The organism is Streptomyces flavusporus (assembly GCF_046267975.1).
GTDB classification, from domain to species: domain Bacteria; phylum Actinomycetota; class Actinomycetes; order Streptomycetales; family Streptomycetaceae; genus Streptomyces; species Streptomyces flavusporus.
Window position 1 is genome coordinate 6,095,730 of the sequence record NZ_CP176503.1, and the last position, 16,585, is coordinate 6,112,314.

A 16,585-nucleotide genomic window follows, 5' to 3' on the forward strand; every position below is an offset into this window, starting at 1 on the left:
CTTCGCGGGCGGGTCGGGGCCCCGAAGGGCTCCACGGTGATGCGCACACTGGGGGCGCAGACGTTGTGGAGAGCAGCGTCACATGCCTCGATTGCGTTGGAAATGGCTGATAACCCCCCGCTCATCTCACCTTGCGGCATAGCGTCGGAACGGACCGGACACCCCGCGTCACGGCGTCGCGTCGGAAGGGCAGAGACCGTACTTCCTTCTACGTCACGCAACGGCGCGCGACAGGAGCCAGAGGACAATGCAGACCAAGCTGGACGAAGCCAAGGCCGAGCTGCTCGATCGGGCCGCCCGGGTAGCTGAGCACAGCCCGGTCGGGGGGCACCTACCGACTGGGACGACGGAACACGGCATCCCCGACCGGGCGGCCGTGCTCACGTTCCTCCAGCGCTACTACTTGCACACCGCCCCGGAGGACCTCACCGACCGCGACCCGGTCGACATCTTCGGAGCCGCCTACTCCCACTACCGGCTGGCCGAAAACCGCCCCCAGGGCACGGCCAACGTGCGCGTGCACACCCCGACGGTCGAGGAGAACGGCTGGACGTGCAGCCACTCCGTCGTCGAGGTCGTCACCGACGACATGCCGTTCCTGGTCGACTCCGTCACCAACGAGCTGACGCGCCAGGGACGCGGCATCCACGTCGTCATCCACCCGCAGATGGTGGTGCGCCGCGATGTCACCGGCAAGCTCAACGAGGTGCTCACCACGCCGCCCACCGGCGACCTCCCGCACGACGCGCACATTGAGTCCTGGATCCACGTCGAGATCGACCGCGAGACCGACCGCTCCGACCTGAAGCAGATCACCGCCGATCTGCTGCGTGTCCTGTCCGACGTCCGCGAGGCCGTCGAGGACTGGGGCAAGATGCGGGACGGGGCGCTGCGGATCGCCGAGGGCCTGCCCGAGGAGCCCATCGCCGGTGACCTGCCCGAGCAGGAGATCGAGGAGGCCCGTGAGCTGCTGCGCTGGCTGGCCGCCGATCACTTCACGTTCCTCGGCTACCGCGAGTACGAGCTGCGCGACGACGACTCCCTCGCCGCGGTGCCCGGCACCGGTCTCGGCATACTGCGGGCCGACCCGCACCACGAGACCGGCGAGGACCACCCGGTCAGCCCGTCCTTCGAGCGGCTGCCGGCCGATGCCCGCGCCAAGGCCCGCGAGCACAAGCTCCTCGTACTGACCAAGGCGAACAGCCGGGCCACCGTGCACCGGCCGTCGTACCTGGACTACATCGGCGTCAAGAAGTTCGACGAGCAGGGCAATGTCGTCGGTGAGCGGCGCTTCCTGGGACTGTTCTCCTCCGCCGCCTACACCGAGTCCGTCCGCCGGGTTCCCGTCATCCGGCGCAAGGTCGACGAGGTGCTCAAGCGCGCCGGGTTCTCGCCCAACAGTCACGACGGACGTGATCTGCTCCAGATCCTCGAGACGTATCCGCGTGACGAGCTGTTCCAGACACCGGTCGACGAGCTGCAGTCCATCGTCACCTCGGTCCTCTACCTCCAGGAGCGGCGGCGGCTGCGGCTCTACCTGCGCCAGGACGAGTACGGCCGCTACTACTCGGCCCTGGTCTATCTGCCCCGCGACCGCTACACCACGGGCGTCCGACTCAGGATCATCGACATCCTGAAGGAGGAACTCGGCGGCATCAGCGTCGACTTCACCGCCTGGAACACCGAGTCGATCCTCTCCCGGCTGCACTTCGTGGTCCGGGTCCCGCAGGGCACCGAGCTGCCGCAGCTGTCCGACGCCGACAAGGAACGTATCGAGGCCCGCCTCGTCGAGGCCGCGCGCTCCTGGGCGGACGGATTCGCCGATGCGCTGAACGCCGAGTTCGGCGAGGAGCGCGCCGCCGAACTGCTGCGCCGCTACGGCAACGCCTTCCCGGAGGGCTACAAGGCCGACCACAACCCGCGCGCGGCGGTCGCCGACCTCGGCCAGATCGAACGGCTCGAGGAGGACAACGACTTCGCGCTCAGCCTGTACGAGCCGGTGGGCGCCGCCCTCGACGAGCGCCGCTTCAAGATCTACCGCAAGGGCGAGGCCGTCTCCCTGTCCGCCGTCCTGCCGGTCCTCAACCGGCTCGGCGTCGAGGTGGTGGACGAGCGGCCGTACGAACTGCGCGGCTCAGACCGCAGCGTCTCCTGGATCTACGACTTCGGTCTGCGCATGCCCAAGGCGCAGACCGGCGGCGACTACCTCGGCGACGACGCCCGCGAGCGGTTCCAGGAGGCCTTCGCCGCCACCTGGACCGGCAAGGCGGAGAACGACGGCTTCAACGCCCTCGTGCTGAGCGCCGGGCTGAGCTGGCGGCAGGCGATGGTGCTGCGGGCGTACGCCAAGTACCTGCGCCAGGCGGGTTCGACGTTCAGCCAGGACTACATGGAGGACACCCTCCGAAACAATGTCCACACCACCCGGCTGCTCGTCTCCCTGTTCGAGGCGCGGATGTCGCCGGACCGGCAGCGCGCCGGGCGCGAGATCGTCGACGCTCTGCTCGAGGAGCTCGACGCGGCCCTGGACCAGGTGGCCTCGCTCGACGAGGACCGGATCCTGCGGTCCTTCCTCACGGTCATCAAGGCGACCCTGCGCACGAACTTCTTCCAGGAGACGTGGGGCGGCCGGCCGCACGAGTACGTGTCCATGAAGTTCGACCCGCAGGCCATCCCGGACCTGCCGGCGCCGCGTCCGGCGTACGAGATCTGGGTGTACTCGCCGCGCGTCGAAGGTGTGCACCTCAGGTTCGGCAAGGTCGCCCGGGGTGGTCTGCGCTGGTCGGACCGCCGGGAGGACTTCCGTACGGAGATCCTCGGCCTGGTCAAGGCGCAGATGGTGAAGAACACCGTCATCGTGCCGGTCGGCGCCAAGGGCGGCTTCGTCGCCAAGCAGCTGCCGGATCCGTCCGTGGACCGGGACGCGTGGATGGCGGAGGGCATCGCCAGCTACAAGACGTTCATCTCGGCGCTGCTCGACATCACCGACAACATGGTGGCCGGTGAGGTCGTCCCGCCCGCCGACGTCGTACGGCACGACGAGGACGACACGTACCTCGTGGTCGCGGCCGACAAGGGCACCGCCACCTTCTCCGACATCGCCAACGGCGTCGCGGAGCAGTACAACTTCTGGCTCGGCGACGCCTTCGCCTCCGGCGGCTCCGCGGGCTACGACCACAAGGCGATGGGCATCACCGCCCGCGGCGCCTGGGAGTCCGTCAAGCGGCACTTCCGGGAGCTGGGTGTGAACACCCAGGTCGAGGACTTCACGGTGGTCGGCATCGGTGACATGTCCGGTGACGTGTTCGGCAACGGCATGCTCCTCAGCGAGCACATCCGTCTGGTCGCCGCCTTCGACCACCGGCACATCTTCATCGACCCGAACCCGGACGCGGCCACCTCCTGTGCCGAGCGGCGCCGGCTGTTCGAGCTGCCGCGCTCCAGCTGGGAGGACTACAACACCGAGCTGCTTTCGGCCGGTGGCGGCGTCTTCCCCCGCAGCGCCAAGGCGATCCCGGTCAACGCGCACATCCGCGCCGCCCTCGGCATCGAGGGCAAGGTCACCAAGATGACCCCGGCCGAGCTGATGAAGGCCATCCTCAAGGCGCCGGTGGACCTGCTGTGGAACGGCGGCATCGGTACGTACGTGAAGGCCTCGACCGAGTCTCACGCGGATGTCGGTGACAAGGCCAACGACCCGATCCGCGTCGACGGCGCCGACCTGCGCGTCAAGGTCGTCGGCGAGGGCGGCAACCTGGGCCTGACCCAGCTCGGCCGGATCGAGTTCGCTCTGCACGGCGGCAAGATCAACACGGATGCGATCGACAACAGCGCAGGCGTGGACACCTCCGACCACGAGGTGAACATCAAGATCCTGCTCAACAGCCTGGTCGCGGACGGCGACATGACCGTCAAGCAGCGCAACAGGCTGCTCGCCGACATGACCGACGAGGTCGGCCGTCTGGTCCTGCGCAACAACTACGCGCAGAACACGGCGATCGCCAACGCGCTCGCCCAGTCCAAGGACATGCTCCACGCCCAGCAGCGCTTCATGCGCCACCTGGTGCGCGAGGGCCACCTCGACCGGGCGTTGGAGTTCCTGCCCACCGACCGCCAGATCCGCGAGCGGCTCGGCCAGGGCCAGGGGCTGACCGGTCCGGAGACGGCCGTCCTGCTGGCGTACACGAAGATCACGGTCGCCGAGGAGCTGCTGCACACCTCGCTGCCCGACGACCCGTACCTGCGCGGGCTGCTCTACGCGTACTTCCCGACCGCGCTGCGCGAGAAGTTCCCCGAGCACATCGACAGCCACCCGCTGCGCCGCGAGATCACCACGACCGTGCTGGTCAACGACACGGTCAACACCGGTGGTACGACGTACCTGCACCGCTTGCGCGAGGAAACCGGCGCGTCGCTGGAGGAGATCGTCCGGGCGCAGACCGCGGCCCGCACGATCTTCCGCTCGGCGGCGGTGTGGGACGCCGTCGAGGCGCTGGACAACAAGGTCGAGGCCGCCGTCCAGACCCGGATCCGGCTGCACTCGCGCCGACAGGTGGAGCGCGGCACCCGCTGGCTGCTCAACAACCGGCCGCAGCCGCTCCAGCTCGCCGAGACCGTCACCTTCTTCGCCGACCGCGTCGAGCAGGTCTGGTCGCAGCTGCCCAAGCTGTTGCGCGGCGCGGACCTGGAGTGGTGGCAGAAGATCTACGAGGAGCTGACCGGCTCCGGCGTGCCGGACGAACTCGCCACTCGGGTGGCCGGGTTCTCCTCCGCCTTCCCGGCGCTGGACATCGTGCTGGTGGCCGACCGTATGGGCCGGGACCCGATGGACGTCGCGGATGTCTACTACGACCTCGCCGACCGCCTCGGCATCACCCAGCTCATGGACCGCATCATCGAGCTGCCCCGCGCCGACCGCTGGCAGTCCATGGCCCGCGCGGCCATCCGCGAAGACCTGTACGCGGCCCATGCGGCCGTCACGGCCGACGTCCTCGCGGTGGGCAACGGGGCCTCGACCCCCGAGCAGCGCTTCAAGGTCTGGGAGCAGAAGAACGCGGCGATCCTCGGCCGCGCCCGCGCCACCCTGGAGGAGATCAAGAGCTCGGAGTCCTTCGACCTGGCGAACCTGTCGGTGGCGATGCGCACGATGCGGACGCTGCTGCGGAGTCACTCGTAGTCGGCAGTCGAGGTACGCATCCGACGTCCGGCGTCGGTACGTAAGACAGCGGGGCGCCCCGGGCCTGAACGGCTCGGGGCGCCCCGCTGTCTTACGTCGGTGGCCGTCGCGACGTCAGGAAGGCTGGGCGACCGTCGGCTGCGCCGGCTTGGCTGCGGCCTTCGGCTTCGGCTTCGGCTTGGCGTCCCCGGTGAAGGCCTCGTACTCCTTCATGACGTCCTCGGTGGGGCCGTCCATGCGCAGCTCGCCGCGTTCCAGCCACAGGACACGGTCGCAGGTGTCGCGGATGGACTTGTTGCTGTGGCTGACCAGAAACACCGTGCCGGCTTCCTTGCGCAGTTCACGGATCCGTTCCTCGGAGCGCTTCTGGAACTTGCGGTCGCCGGTGGCGAGGGCCTCGTCGATGAGCAGGACGTCGTGGTCCTTGGCGGCGGCGATGGAGAAGCGCAGGCGGGCGGCCATGCCGGAGGAGTAGGTGCGCATCGGGAGGGTGATGAAGTCGCCCTTCTCGTTGATGCCGGAGAAGTCGACGATCTCCTGGTAGCGCTCCTTGACCTGCTCGCGGGACATGCCCATGGCGAGGCCGCCGAGGTGGACGTTGCGCTCACCCGTCAGGTCGTTCATCAGGGCCGCGTTGACGCCGAGGAGGGAGGGCTGGCCGCCCGTGTAGATCCGGCCGTTCTCCACGGGGAGGAGGCCGGCGACCGCCTTGAGCAGGGTCGACTTGCCGGATCCGTTGGTTCCGATCAGGCCGATCGCCTCGCCCTTGTACGCGACGAAGGAGACGTCCCGGACCGCGTGCACCGTGCGCACGCCAGCCGCCTTCTCGGTCTGCTTGCGGCGCAGGATGCGGTTGAGGGCGGCAGTCGCGGAGCCCCGGCCGGCGCCCGTGCCATTGACGCGGTAGACGATGTCGACGTGGTCGGCGATGACGGTGGGGGTCAGGTCGGGCGTGTTCCCGTTGGTGTGCTCAGCCACGGCCGTAGGTCTCCTCAGCCTTCCAGAAGTAGATGAAGCCGCCGACTCCGGCGAGCAGCGCCCAGCCCGTCGCCATCAGCCAGACGTGCGGGGGCAGCTGGCTCGCATGGAAGCTGTCGATCAGCGCGAACCGCATCAGGTCGATGTAGACGGCGGCGGGGTTGGCCTGGAGCACGGTGCCCACCCAGGACGGAAGATCGGTGTGACGGCTGAGGATGTGGTCGATGCTGAACATCACGCCGGAGGCGTACATCCACGTCCGCAGCACGAACGGCATCAACTGTGCCAGGTCCGGCGTCTTCGCCCCGAGCCTGGCCAGGATCATCGAGACGCCCGCGTTGAAGGTGAACTGCAGTGCCAGGGCCGGGATCGCCAGCACCCAGGAGGCGGCGGCCGGCACGCCGAAGAAGAGCAGGATGACGACCAGGGCCGCCATCGAGAACAGCAACTGCTGGAGCTGCTGGAGGCAGAAGGAGATCGGCAGCGCGGCGCGCGGGAAGTGCAGGGCGCGGACGAGGCCGAGGTTGCCGGAGATCGCGCGGGTGCCGGCGAGGATCGAGCTCTGGGTGAACGTCCAGATGAACACGCCCGTGACCAGGAACGGCACGTAGTCCGGCACGCCCTTCTTGGTCTGCAGCAGCACGCCGAAGATCAGGTAGTAGACGGCCGCGTTCAGCAGCGGGGTCATCACCTGCCAGGCCTGGCCCAGCTTCGCCTGGCTGTACTGGGCGGTGAGCTTGGCCGTCGAGAACGCAGCGATGAAGTGGCGGCGGGCCCACAGCTGGCGGACGTACTGGGGCAGGGACGGGCGGGCGCCGCTGACCGAGAGGCCGTGGCGGGCGGCGAGGGCCGCGAGGTCGTCGTCGGCCGGGGCCGCCGGGGTGGGGGCCGTCTTCAGGGGCGGTGTGTCGAGGACCTGGCTCACATCCGCTGCTTTCGGTCGGGGGTGGGGGATGCGTGCGTGCGGTCGGGGTGTGTGTCTTCCGGCGTTTTCTTACGCGTCTCTGCACGTTTACTTACGTCGGGACGGGACCGTATCGTCGCAACGTGAGCGTATGGCCAGTGGGCGTCAGAACGCAACCGTTTCGTCGAACCGTATCCGTCAGGACGGGACCGTATCGTCGTGACGTCACCAGCGTCAGAACGCAACCGTTTCGTCGTAACGCCCTATGCTGGTCCGCATGACGACGAACGCCGACGGGCCCCAGACGCGTCCGCGCCGCCGGACCCCCGCAGGAGCGGCCGTACTCCGCGAGGACGTGACGGAAGCCATCCGGGCAGCCGTGTTCGAGGAGCTCGCCGCCGTCGGCTATGCGCGGATGTCGATCGAGGGGATCGCCCGCCGGGCCGGCGTCGGCAAGACCGCGGTGTACCGCCGGTGGCGCTCCAAGCTGCACCTGGTGCTCGATGTCGTCTCGGCGATAGCGGTGCAGGGCCTGCCCGCGCCGGACACGGGCTCGCTGGAGGGCGATCTGCGGCTGCTGTACGAGGTGACGTCCCGTGCGCTGCGGCACCCGGTGGCCTCGCAGATCATCCCCGACCTCCAGGCGGAGGCGGCCCGCAACCCGGAGATCGCCGAGGCCCTGCAGAAGGCCCTGCGGGAGGGGCAGGAGGGGGTCGCCAGCAAGATCGTGGCGGCGGCGGAGCAGCGCGGAGAGCTCCGCGATGGCGTCGACGAGGAGCTCGCTCTCGACCTGATCTCGGGGCCGCTGTACTGGCGATCGGTGGTGATCCGCAGCCCGAAGCTGCCCAAGGGATACCTGGCGTCCCTGGCCCGGGCGACCGCGGCAGCGGTCAAGGCGCTGTGACCGGAGACAGTAGACCTAGTAGGGCTTTGTTAGGTACCCCGATTGATCATCGTCAGGTAGATTGTGATGTTCTGTCAGGTGTGACACCTGAGGAGATGGAGACGGTCCGCCCGCGCCTGGAGGCGTTCGCGGCGGAGATGCTCGGTTCGCTGGCGCGTCGGGACCAGCGGGCCAAGGGCGAGCTGTATCTGCGCGGGCTGATGCTGGACGGCAAGCGCAAGTCCATGCAGCCGATGGCCGAGCGCCTGGGCGTGGACCACCAGCAGCTGCAGCAGTTCGTCTCATCGTCCACCTGGGACTACTCCAAGGTCCGTGAGCGGCTGGCCCGTTGGGCTGCCGCGCACATTTCTCCCGAGGCGTACGCGATCGATGATGTCGGCTTCCCCAAGGACGGCTACGACTCACCGGGGGTGGCGCGGATGTACTGCGGCGCCCTGGGTAAGCGCGGCAACTGCCAGGTCGGCGTCAGTGTGAACCTGGTCAGTGACCGTGCGTCATCGGCTGTCGACTGGCGCCTGTTCCTGCCCGAGAGCTGGGACGACACCAAGTACGGCGAGGACGCGCTGATGGCCGAGGCGATCCGGCGCCGCCGCGCCAAGGCGGGAATCCCGGACACCGAGCGGCACCGGGAGAAGTGGCGCCTGGCGCTGGACATGCTCGACGAGGTGCGCGACAACTGGGAGTTGCCCGACCTTCCGGTCGCCGCCGACGCCGGATACGGCGACGCCACCGGCTTTCGCGAGGGCCTGACCGAGCGCGGCCTGACCTACGCGGTCGCGGTCAAAGCCACCACGACCGCGCACCCCGGCAATGCCACACCCCAACGCCCGCCGTACTCCGGGCAGGGCCGCCCTCCCGTGTCCGCCTACCCCCAACCGCACACCACCCTGCGCGCCCTGGCCCTGGCCGTCGGCCGAGCGGCCACCCGCACCGTCACCTGGCGCCAGGGCAGCAAGGCCACCAGACGCAACCCGAACGCCGAGATGCGCTCGCAGTTCCTGGCCCTGCGGGTCCGACCGGCCAACCGCACCATCCGCCGCGCCGCCGACGGCTCCCTGCCCGACTGCTGGCTGCTCGTCGAGTGGCCACCCGACTCCGCCGAGCCAACCGACTACTGGCTCTCGACGCTTCCCGCCGACACCCCACTGCGCGAACTGGTACGAATCGCCAAGATCCGATGGCGAGTTGAGCACGACTACCGCGAGCTCAAGGACGGTCTGGGCCTGGACCACTTCGAGGGCCGCAACTACCTCGGCTGGCACCGCCACGTCACCCTCGCGTCCCTCGCCCAGGCCTTCTGCACCATGCTCAGGCTCGACCCAAAAGCCCCTGCGCCGGCCTGACCCTCTACGCGGTCCTCCGCGAACTCCAGGCCCTCCTGGCCACCTGGACCGGCGCCTGCTCGATATGCGGCCAACCCGCACCAGCACCCGAACCCCACCACAGGACCTAACAAAGCCCTACTAGTCCCGCGCCGCCCCCGGATATTGCCGTACCCAGCCATCCCACGCCGATGTGATCATGTCCTGGACGTCGTGCCGGGCCTTCCAGCCCAGTTCGGCGGTGATGCGGTCGGCGGAGGCGACGACGCGGGCCGGGTCGCCCGGGCGGCGTGGGGTGACCGTCGGCGGGCGGTGGTGGCCGGTGACGGCGTTGATGCGGTCGATCATCTCGCGTACCGAAACGCCTTCCCCACGGCCGATGTTGAGCGTGAGGTCGCGGCCGGGGGAGGCCTGCAGAGCGCGGGCGACCGCCACGTGGGCCTCGGCCAGGTCCACCACGTGGATGTAGTCCCGGATGCAGGTCCCGTCGGGGGTGGGGTAGTCGTCGCCGAAGATGCGCGGGGGCGCCTCCTCCGTGAGCTTCTCGAAGACCATCGGAATGAGGTTGAAGACGCCGACGTCCGCCAGCTCGGGGCTCGCGGCACCCGCCACGTTGAAGTAACGCAGGGACGCCGTGGACAGGCCGGTGGCGCGTCCCGTCGCACGGACCAGCCATTCACCGGCCAGCTTCGTCTCGCCGTACGGCGACATGGGCGCACACGGCGTCTCCTCCGTGACGAGGTGCACGTCCGGCATGCCGTACACGGCCGCCGACGACGAGAACACGAAGGAGGGCACGCCGGCCGCCGTCACCGCCTCCAGCAGGACGCGCAGGCCCTCGACGTTCTCCCGGTAGTAGTGCAGCGGCAGGTCCACGGACTCGCCGACCTGCTTCTTCGCCGCCAGGTGGACGACCCCGGTGACGGAGTGCTCGGTGAGTACGCGCCCCAGCAGCTCACCGTCCAGCGTCGAGCCGATCACGAGCGGCACGCCGTCCGGCACGCGCTCGGCGATGCCGGTCGACAGGTCGTCGTACACGACCGCCTGTTCGCCCGCCTCGGTCATCGCGCGTACGACGTGCGCCCCGATATAGCCGGCGCCGCCGGTGATCAGCCAGGTCATGTACGGCCGTCCCCTCGTCAGTTGGCCCGTGTGGTGTCCGCCTTCAGTGAAGCAGGTGACGTGGCGTGCGCTCAGCCGGCGCCCGATGCCTCCGCCCGGGCCGCCGCGTCGAGCGCTGTCGTGAGCTGGTCGAGGCGGTTGCGCAGCTCGCGGATCTCGTCGACGTCGAAGCCGGTCGCCGCGGCGATACGGCGCGGTACCTGAAGTGCCCGCTCGCGCAGGGCGGCGCCGTCCTCGGTCAGGTGGACCTCGACCGAGCGCTCGTCGTGGGCGCTGCGCTCCCGGCGCACCAGTCCGGCCCCCTCCAGCCGCTTGAGGAGCGGTGACAGGGTGCCGGAGTCGAGGCGCAGGTGTTCGCCCAGCTTCTTGACCGGCAGGTCGCCGTGCTCCCACAGCACGAGCATCACCAGGTACTGCGGGTAGGTCAGCCCGAGATCCTTGAGGACCACGCGGTAGACACCGCCGAAGGCGCGCGACGCCGCGTTCAGGGAGAAGCAGATCTGTTGGTCGAGGCGGAGCCAGTCCGCTGTGGGCGTGGTCGTCATGGCTCCAGGGTAGCTCTTGCCCGCTATTTAGTTGTGCGCAATTGAATTGTGTGCTCTACTTAGCGGGTCAGGCCGGCCGGACAGGCCGCCGGAAGACGACTTAAGAGGGATGTTTCTCCATGGATGCGCTCTACACCGCTGTCGCCACCGCCACCCACGGCCGCGAGGGCCGTGCCGTCTCCTCCGACGGCAAGCTCGACCTGCAGCTGGGCATCCCGACCGAAATGGGCGGCAATGGCCAGGGCACCAACCCCGAGCAGCTCTTCGCCGCCGGTTACTCCGCCTGCTTCGCCAGTGCCCTCGGCCTGGTCGGCCGGCAGGCCAAGGTGGACGTGAGCGATGCCGCGGTCACCGCCGAGGTGGGCATCGGCAAGCAGGGCGAGGGCTTCGGGCTGGCCGTCACCCTGCGCGTCGAGCTGCCCGCAGGCGTGGACGAGGCGACCGGGCGCAAGCTGGTCGAGCAGGCCCACCAGGTCTGCCCGTACTCCAACGCCACCCGCGGCAACATCCCGGTCGAGCTCGTCATCGAGTAACCCCGCGGATCCCGGCCCGCAGCCAGGCCGCACCGCCGCTACGCCAACCCGGTGACGAGATGCCGTCACGGACCCTCGACGCCGACCGGTGGGCGTGACACAGGGCGTGGAACGCTGTGTAGGCCCCCAGCGCCAGCAGCCGGTGCTGTACGCCGACGCTGCCGCCGGGTGCGCGGTGGCCGGCTCGAAGATGGCGGCGGTAGAGCATGCCCGCCCGGCGGAAGAAGGCGCGGCGATGCCGCGCGGGCAGCCGGCGGGGATCGGCCGCCGTCCTCAGGATCACGGCGAAGAGCTGGTCGAACAGGGCGTCGCGCCGCGCCGCGGACAGACGCTGCTCGGTGGCCTGGAACAGCACCAGCTCGACCTGGTCGAGCAGATCGAGCTGGTGCGCGCCCGGAAGATCGAGCCGGCTGCCCTGCGGGCGCAGCAGATGCCGTACGACGACCGAGCGGAGCACCGCCATCCGCTCGGCCGTCACCGTCACCACCCCGCCCCAGCCGAGGTCCGTGAAGTGCCCGTAGGGGAAGACGAGTTGGTGGGCGGTGAGGAATCCGCGGCGATAGGCCGCGCTCCAGGCGGGGCGGTCCACCGACGTCAGCCGCGGTGCCGCTTCGGGAGTGAAGGTTCCCGCGGGGGTCGGCGGGAGCGGGGGAGTGTGCGTGGGGGCGCCCCGCCAGTGCACGCGCTCGTGTTCAAAGTGCAGTACGTCCACCGGGCCCGTCTCCCGCAGCCGTGCGTCCAGTGCGGCCAGCGCGCCCGGCGCGAGGGCGTCGTCGCCGTCGAGGAACAGCAGATAGGCGCCGGTGGCCTCGCGCAGGCCGGTGGTGCGCGCCGCGCTCAGGCCGGCGGACGGCGGCGAGTACGCGGGCGTCACCCGGCTGTCCTGCTCGGCGTATCCGGCGGTGATGTCCGCTGCGGGGGTCTCCGGCTCGTCGCACACCGTGATCAGCTCGAAGTCGCCGTAGGACTGGGCGAGGACCGAGTCAAGGGTCCGGGGCAGCAGGCCCTCCACCCCGTGCGAGGGGACGATGATGCTGAAACGGGGCATGTCGGTCTTTCAGGGTGGGTTGCGTCGAACTACGGGACATACGGGCTCCTGTCAGGTGAAACGGCGATCAGTGGCTTTCGGTGACGGTGAAGTGACCAGAAGGTTGCGGAACAGTGGCTACCGGGAGGGCGTCACGTGAAGCTGCCGCCCACGGCGCCGGCCTCGGGTCTGCGCGGGCGTTCTGCCCGGCAACGGCCGATCGAGTGATTTGGTTACGGTGTGTGCGGCATGTGGGGGATTCACCGGGAACGCGAAGAGGCGGGCCGGTCGGCCCGCCCCAATGGTGTTGCTTCTGCGGTTACTTCACCGCGCCTGCCATCACACCGGACACGAACTGCCGCTGGAACGCGAAGAACACGGCCAGCGGGATCACCATGGAGATGAACGCGCCGGGCGCCAGAACGTCGATGTTGTTGCCGAACTGCCGTACCTGCGTCTGCAGCGCCACCGTGATCGGCTGGCTGCCGGAGTCGGAGAACACCAGCGCGACCAGCATGTCGTTCCACACCCACAGGAACTGGAAGATGCCCAGGCTCGCGATCGCCGGCCCGCCCAGCGGCATCACCACCCGTGCGAACAGACGCAGTTCACCGGCCCCGTCCAGCCGGGCCGCCTCCAGCAGCTCCCGTGGGATCTCCGCGAAGAAGTTCCGCAGCAGGAACACCGCGAAGGGCAGGCCGAAGCCGACATGGAACAGGATCACGCCCAGCATCGAGCCGAACAGGCCGATGTTGCCGAAGAATTCGGCGATCGGGATCAGCGCGACCTGCACGGGCACCACCAACAGGCCGACCACACCCAGGAACCACCAGTCGCGGCCCGGGAACTCCATCCACGCGAAGGCGTAGCCCGCGAGCGAGCCGATGACCACGACCAGCACGGTCGCCGGCACCGTGATCAGGATCGTGTTCACCAACGAGTCGGTGATGTCGCTGTTCTGGAGCAGCTTGTCGTAGCTCTCGAAGGTGAGTTGGGCGGGCTCGGTGAACACCGTCCACCAGCCGCTCTCGTTCATGTCCGCCGGAGTGCGCAGCGAGGAGAGCAGCAGACCGATCGTCGGCACCAGCCAGAACAGTCCGACGACGATCAGGAAGACGCGGACCAGACCGCCGCTGACGCCCTCGGCGAGGCGGGAGCCGAGGGATGCCCTGGCCTTGCCGGACTTCTTGGTCACGGCCTGCGTGGTCATCGCCGCACCTCCCGCCTGAGCCTGCGGATGTTGAACCACATCACCGGGATCACCAGGAGCAGCAGGAACACCGCGATCGCGCTGGCGATGCCCGGCTGGTCCTCGGAGAAGCCCTTGCGGTACAGCTCCAGGGCGAGCACGTTCGCGTCGTCCTGGGAGGAGCCGGGGGCGATGATGAAGACAAGGTCGAAGATCTTCAGGACGTTGATCATCAGGGTGACAGTGACGACCGCGAGGACAGGTGCGAGGAGCGGGACCGTGACCCGTCTGAACACCTGCCATTCGTTGGCGCCGTCGACGCGGGCCGCTTCGAGCAGTTCACGCGGGACACCGGCCAGTCCCGCCGCGATCAGCACCATCGCGAATCCCGCCCACATCCAGATGTACGAGCCGATGATGGCCGGCGTGACCAGGGACGGGCCGAGCCAGTCCAGGCCGTTGTACGGATCCTTGAAGTTGTCGGCGGGCAGCCGCAGTTGGGCTCCCTCGGCGGCGGCCGGGAGCGTGAACGTGCCGTCGTCGGCGGCCGTGGTCGACGCGACCACCTTGCCGTCCTTGACGGCCTCGATCCTCATGCCGGGATAGCCCAGCTCGGAGGCGTCCGGGGCGCCGAGGGTGCCGACGCCCTTGCCGCGCGTGAAGTCCTGCCAGGTCGTGCCGGTGACCTTGCCGGGGTCGGGCTTCGCCGCTACGGCCCTGGTGGCGTCGTCGGGCATCTGGTCGGGGGCGACGCCGACCAGGGGGAGGGTGACCGGCTCGCCCAGGCGGACCGGCTCCTTGGTGATGAAGGCGCCGCCGCCGGCCGCTTCGAGCGGCGACTCACGGCCCGGATGCGCCTTCGGGAACGCCGACGACTGGGCGAACGTGTCGTGTACACCCACCCATACCGCGTTCGCGATGCCCTTGTCCGGGTCCTGGTCGTACACCAGGCGGAAGATGATGCCCGCCGCGAGCATCGAGATCGCCATCGGCATGAAGACGACCAGCTTGAACGCCGTGCCCCAGCGCACCCGTTCGGTCAGCACCGCGAAGATCAGCCCCAGCGCGGTCGCGATCGTCGGGGCGAACACCACCCAGATGATGTTGTTCTTCAGCGCGGTGCGGATGCCGTCGTCGGTGAACAGGGCCTTGTAGTTGTCGAATCCGGCGAAGCCGTCGCCGGACTGGTCGTAGAAGCTGCGGACGACCGAGTACCCGATCGGGTAGACCACGAGCGCGCCGAGCAGCACCAGGGCGGGCAGCAGGAAGAGGGCTGCCACGGTCCTGCGGGTGCCGGTCACGCTCTTGTGCTTACGGGGAGGGGTCCCGGGAATCTTCGGTTCCGGGACCCCTGCCGTCGGCGCCGACGACATCATCGTCGGCTCAGTTCCCGTACGCCGCGGCCGCGTCGGCCTCCAGCTGTTCCTGGGTGCCCTTGACGTCCTTCGGGTTCTTCAGGAAGTCCTGCAGCGCCTTCCACTCGCCCTTGCCGGGCGTGCCGCCGAACGCCTGCGGGGCCTGGTCGGACATGTCGAAGCGGAAGTCGTCGCCTGCCGCGACCAGCGACTTGGCCATCTCCTGCTGCACCGCGTTCGGATACGCCGACGGGTCCACGTTCTTGTTCGGCGACAGATAGCCGCCGAGCTCCGCCTGGATGGTCGCCGCGTCCGGCGAGGCCAGGAAGGTGGCCAGCGCCTGCGCCGCCTTCGAGTCCTCCAGGATGACGGCCGCGTCACCGCCGGAGACCACCGGCGCGGTGTCGCCGACCGCCGGGAACGAGAACACCTTCGCGTCCGTCCCCACCTCGGCGTCCGTCTCCGCGATGTTGACCTGCACGAAGTCGCCCTCGAAGACCATGCCCGCCTTCGGCTGGTCGCCGCCGGTGAAGGTCTGGGTCACCGAGGCCGGGAACTCCGTCTGCAGGGCGCCGTCCGCGCCGCCCGCGATGTAGTCCTTCTTGCCCCAGATCTCCGCGAGCGTCGTCAGCGCCTCAGCCACGGAGGGGTCCGTCCACTTGATCTCGTGCTGCGCAAGCTGGTCGTACTTCTCCGGGCCCGCCTGCGAGAGGTAGACGTTCTCGAACCAGTCGGTCAGCGTCCAGCCGTCGGCACCACCGATCGAGAACGGGGTGACACCGGAGTCGTAGACCGTCTGTGCGGTGGTGAGCAGGTCGTCCCAGGTCTTGGGCTCCTCGGCGCCCGCGTTCTCGAAGACCTGCGTGTTGTACCAGATCAGGGACTTGTTGGCGGCCTTGTAGTACACGCCGTACTGCTTGCCGTCGACCTTGCCGAGGTCCTGCCAGCCCTGCGAGTAGTTCTTGGCCAACTGCTCCTGGGCTTCCGTACCGACCGGCTTCGCCCAGCCCTTGTCCACGGCCTGCTTGATCGCCCCGACCTGGGGGAGCATCGCGACGTCCGGCGGTGCGCCGCCGGCGATCTTCGAGCCGAGGAAGTTGATGATCGGGTCCTGCGCGGGGACGAAGGTGACCTTGGCGCCCGTGCGTTTCTCGAACTCCTGAAGGACCTTCTTGAAGTTGGCCTGCTCCGGGCCGGTCCAGACGGCGGCGACCTCCAGGGTCTCGCCGTTCAGCTTGGGGAGGGTGACGGTGTTGGCGGTCTCGTTCGCGCCGCCGTCGGTTTCGTTGCCGCCATCGCCGTCGTCGCCCCCGCAGGCGGTGAGCGAGAACGCGAGCGCTCCCGCCAATGCGGCTGCGGCGGCCCGAGCGGCCCTGCGTGTCCGTGTCCGGCTGGTGGTGCTGCTCCTGCTGTGCATCACGGCCCCGTTCTTCGTTCCTCGTCGAACGTTCGAGCGCTGTCCCGTGCGCTCTGGTCTACGCCGGGGAGGTGGGGTCGGCAAGAGCGCATACGGTGTCAAGAGGGTGATCG

General features: G+C 69.1%; 11 protein-coding genes and 1 pseudogene. 4 read left to right on the top strand and 8 right to left on the bottom strand.

All coding sequences use genetic code 11. From position 1 onward, the window contains the following. Nucleotides 1-247: 247 nt before the first annotated feature. Nucleotides 248-5,176, top strand: a complete 4,929-nt coding sequence (locus tag ACKTSN_RS28850) for an NAD-glutamate dehydrogenase (RefSeq protein ID WP_409471777.1) — start codon at nt 248-250, stop codon at nt 5,174-5,176. Between the two features lie 114 nt (nt 5,177-5,290). Here the strand turns inward: ACKTSN_RS28850 and ACKTSN_RS28855 are convergent, their stop codons facing one another. Together ACKTSN_RS28855 and ACKTSN_RS28860 are read right to left on the bottom strand one after the other, a co-directional pair. Then, nucleotides 5,291-6,154 carry an ABC transporter ATP-binding protein gene (locus ACKTSN_RS28855; RefSeq protein WP_409471778.1) on the bottom strand — a complete coding sequence of 288 codons (864 nt, stop codon included), beginning with the start codon at nt 6,152-6,154 and terminating at the stop codon, nt 5,291-5,293. Further along, nucleotides 6,147-7,079, bottom strand: coding sequence for an ABC transporter permease (locus ACKTSN_RS28860; protein ID WP_409471779.1), 933 nt, complete (start codon nt 7,077-7,079; stop codon nt 6,147-6,149). The genes ACKTSN_RS28855 and ACKTSN_RS28860 overlap by 8 nt, the downstream gene beginning before the upstream one ends. A gap of 244 nt (nt 7,080-7,323) precedes the next feature. Here ACKTSN_RS28860 and ACKTSN_RS28865 point away from each other — a divergent pair, with 244 nt between their 5' ends. Both ACKTSN_RS28865 and ACKTSN_RS28870 read left to right on the top strand, forming a co-directional pair. Next, a complete protein-coding gene (locus ACKTSN_RS28865; RefSeq protein ID WP_129799801.1) occupies nt 7,324-7,962 on the top strand; it encodes a TetR/AcrR family transcriptional regulator in 639 nt (212 codons plus the stop codon). 80 nt (nt 7,963-8,042) lie between these two features. Then, on the top strand, nt 8,043-9,305 hold the full coding sequence (locus ACKTSN_RS28870; protein WP_409467247.1) for an IS701 family transposase: 1,263 nt from the start codon (nt 8,043-8,045) through the stop codon (nt 9,303-9,305). 120 nt (nt 9,306-9,425) lie between these two features. On the opposite strand, the gene galE is transcribed toward ACKTSN_RS28870, so the two are convergent. Both galE and ACKTSN_RS28880 read right to left on the bottom strand, forming a co-directional pair. Next, on the bottom strand, nt 9,426-10,406 hold the full coding sequence (gene galE, locus ACKTSN_RS28875; RefSeq protein ID WP_409471780.1) for a UDP-glucose 4-epimerase GalE: 981 nt from the start codon (nt 10,404-10,406) through the stop codon (nt 9,426-9,428). A 71-nt stretch (nt 10,407-10,477) separates the two neighbouring features. Then, complete coding sequence (locus ACKTSN_RS28880) at nt 10,478-10,951, bottom strand: MarR family winged helix-turn-helix transcriptional regulator (RefSeq protein ID WP_409471781.1); 474 nt, start codon at nt 10,949-10,951, stop codon at nt 10,478-10,480. Between the two features lie 119 nt (nt 10,952-11,070). On the opposite strand from ACKTSN_RS28880, the gene ACKTSN_RS28885 reads away from it, so the two are divergent. After that, nucleotides 11,071-11,484, top strand: a complete 414-nt coding sequence (locus tag ACKTSN_RS28885) for an organic hydroperoxide resistance protein (RefSeq protein WP_385512734.1) — start codon at nt 11,071-11,073, stop codon at nt 11,482-11,484. A 49-nt stretch (nt 11,485-11,533) separates the two neighbouring features. Here the strand turns inward: ACKTSN_RS28885 and ACKTSN_RS28890 are convergent. The 4 genes and pseudogenes from ACKTSN_RS28890 to ACKTSN_RS28905 all read right to left on the bottom strand — a co-directional run. After that, nucleotides 11,534-12,532 (bottom strand): annotated as a pseudogene (locus ACKTSN_RS28890) (glycosyltransferase family 2 protein); the annotation flags it as partial. A gap of 298 nt (nt 12,533-12,830) precedes the next feature. Next, nucleotides 12,831-13,721 carry a carbohydrate ABC transporter permease gene (locus ACKTSN_RS28895; protein ID WP_409471782.1) on the bottom strand — a complete coding sequence of 297 codons (891 nt, stop codon included), beginning with the start codon at nt 13,719-13,721 and terminating at the stop codon, nt 12,831-12,833. Next, a complete protein-coding gene (locus ACKTSN_RS28900) occupies nt 13,718-15,001 on the bottom strand; it encodes a carbohydrate ABC transporter permease (RefSeq protein WP_409471783.1) in 1,284 nt (427 codons plus the stop codon). The genes ACKTSN_RS28895 and ACKTSN_RS28900 overlap by 4 nt, the downstream gene beginning before the upstream one ends. Nucleotides 15,002-15,083: 82 nt before the next feature. After that, nucleotides 15,084-16,472 (bottom strand): ABC transporter substrate-binding protein, encoded by a 1,389-nt coding sequence (locus ACKTSN_RS28905; protein ID WP_409474949.1) that lies wholly within the window; start codon nt 16,470-16,472, stop codon nt 15,084-15,086. Nucleotides 16,473-16,585: the final 113 nt, after the last annotated feature.

Bases quoted from the DNA above. Each gene is read 5' to 3' on its own strand.
- ACKTSN_RS28850 (WP_409471777.1), top strand. From the start codon at position 248: ATGCAGACCAAGCTGGACGAAGCCAAGGCCGAGCTGCTCGATCGGGCC.
- ACKTSN_RS28865 (WP_129799801.1), top strand. From the start codon at position 7,324: ATGCTGGTCCGCATGACGACGAACGCCGACGGGCCCCAGACGCGTCCG.
- galE (WP_409471780.1), bottom strand. From the start codon at position 10,406: ATGACCTGGCTGATCACCGGCGGCGCCGGCTATATCGGGGCGCACGTC.
- ACKTSN_RS28880 (WP_409471781.1), bottom strand. From the start codon at position 10,951: ATGACGACCACGCCCACAGCGGACTGGCTCCGCCTCGACCAACAGATC.
- ACKTSN_RS28885 (WP_385512734.1), top strand. From the start codon at position 11,071: ATGGATGCGCTCTACACCGCTGTCGCCACCGCCACCCACGGCCGCGAG.
- ACKTSN_RS28895 (WP_409471782.1), bottom strand. From the start codon at position 13,721: ATGACCACGCAGGCCGTGACCAAGAAGTCCGGCAAGGCCAGGGCATCC.
- ACKTSN_RS28905 (WP_409474949.1), bottom strand. From the start codon at position 16,472: ATGCACAGCAGGAGCAGCACCACCAGCCGGACACGGACACGCAGGGCC.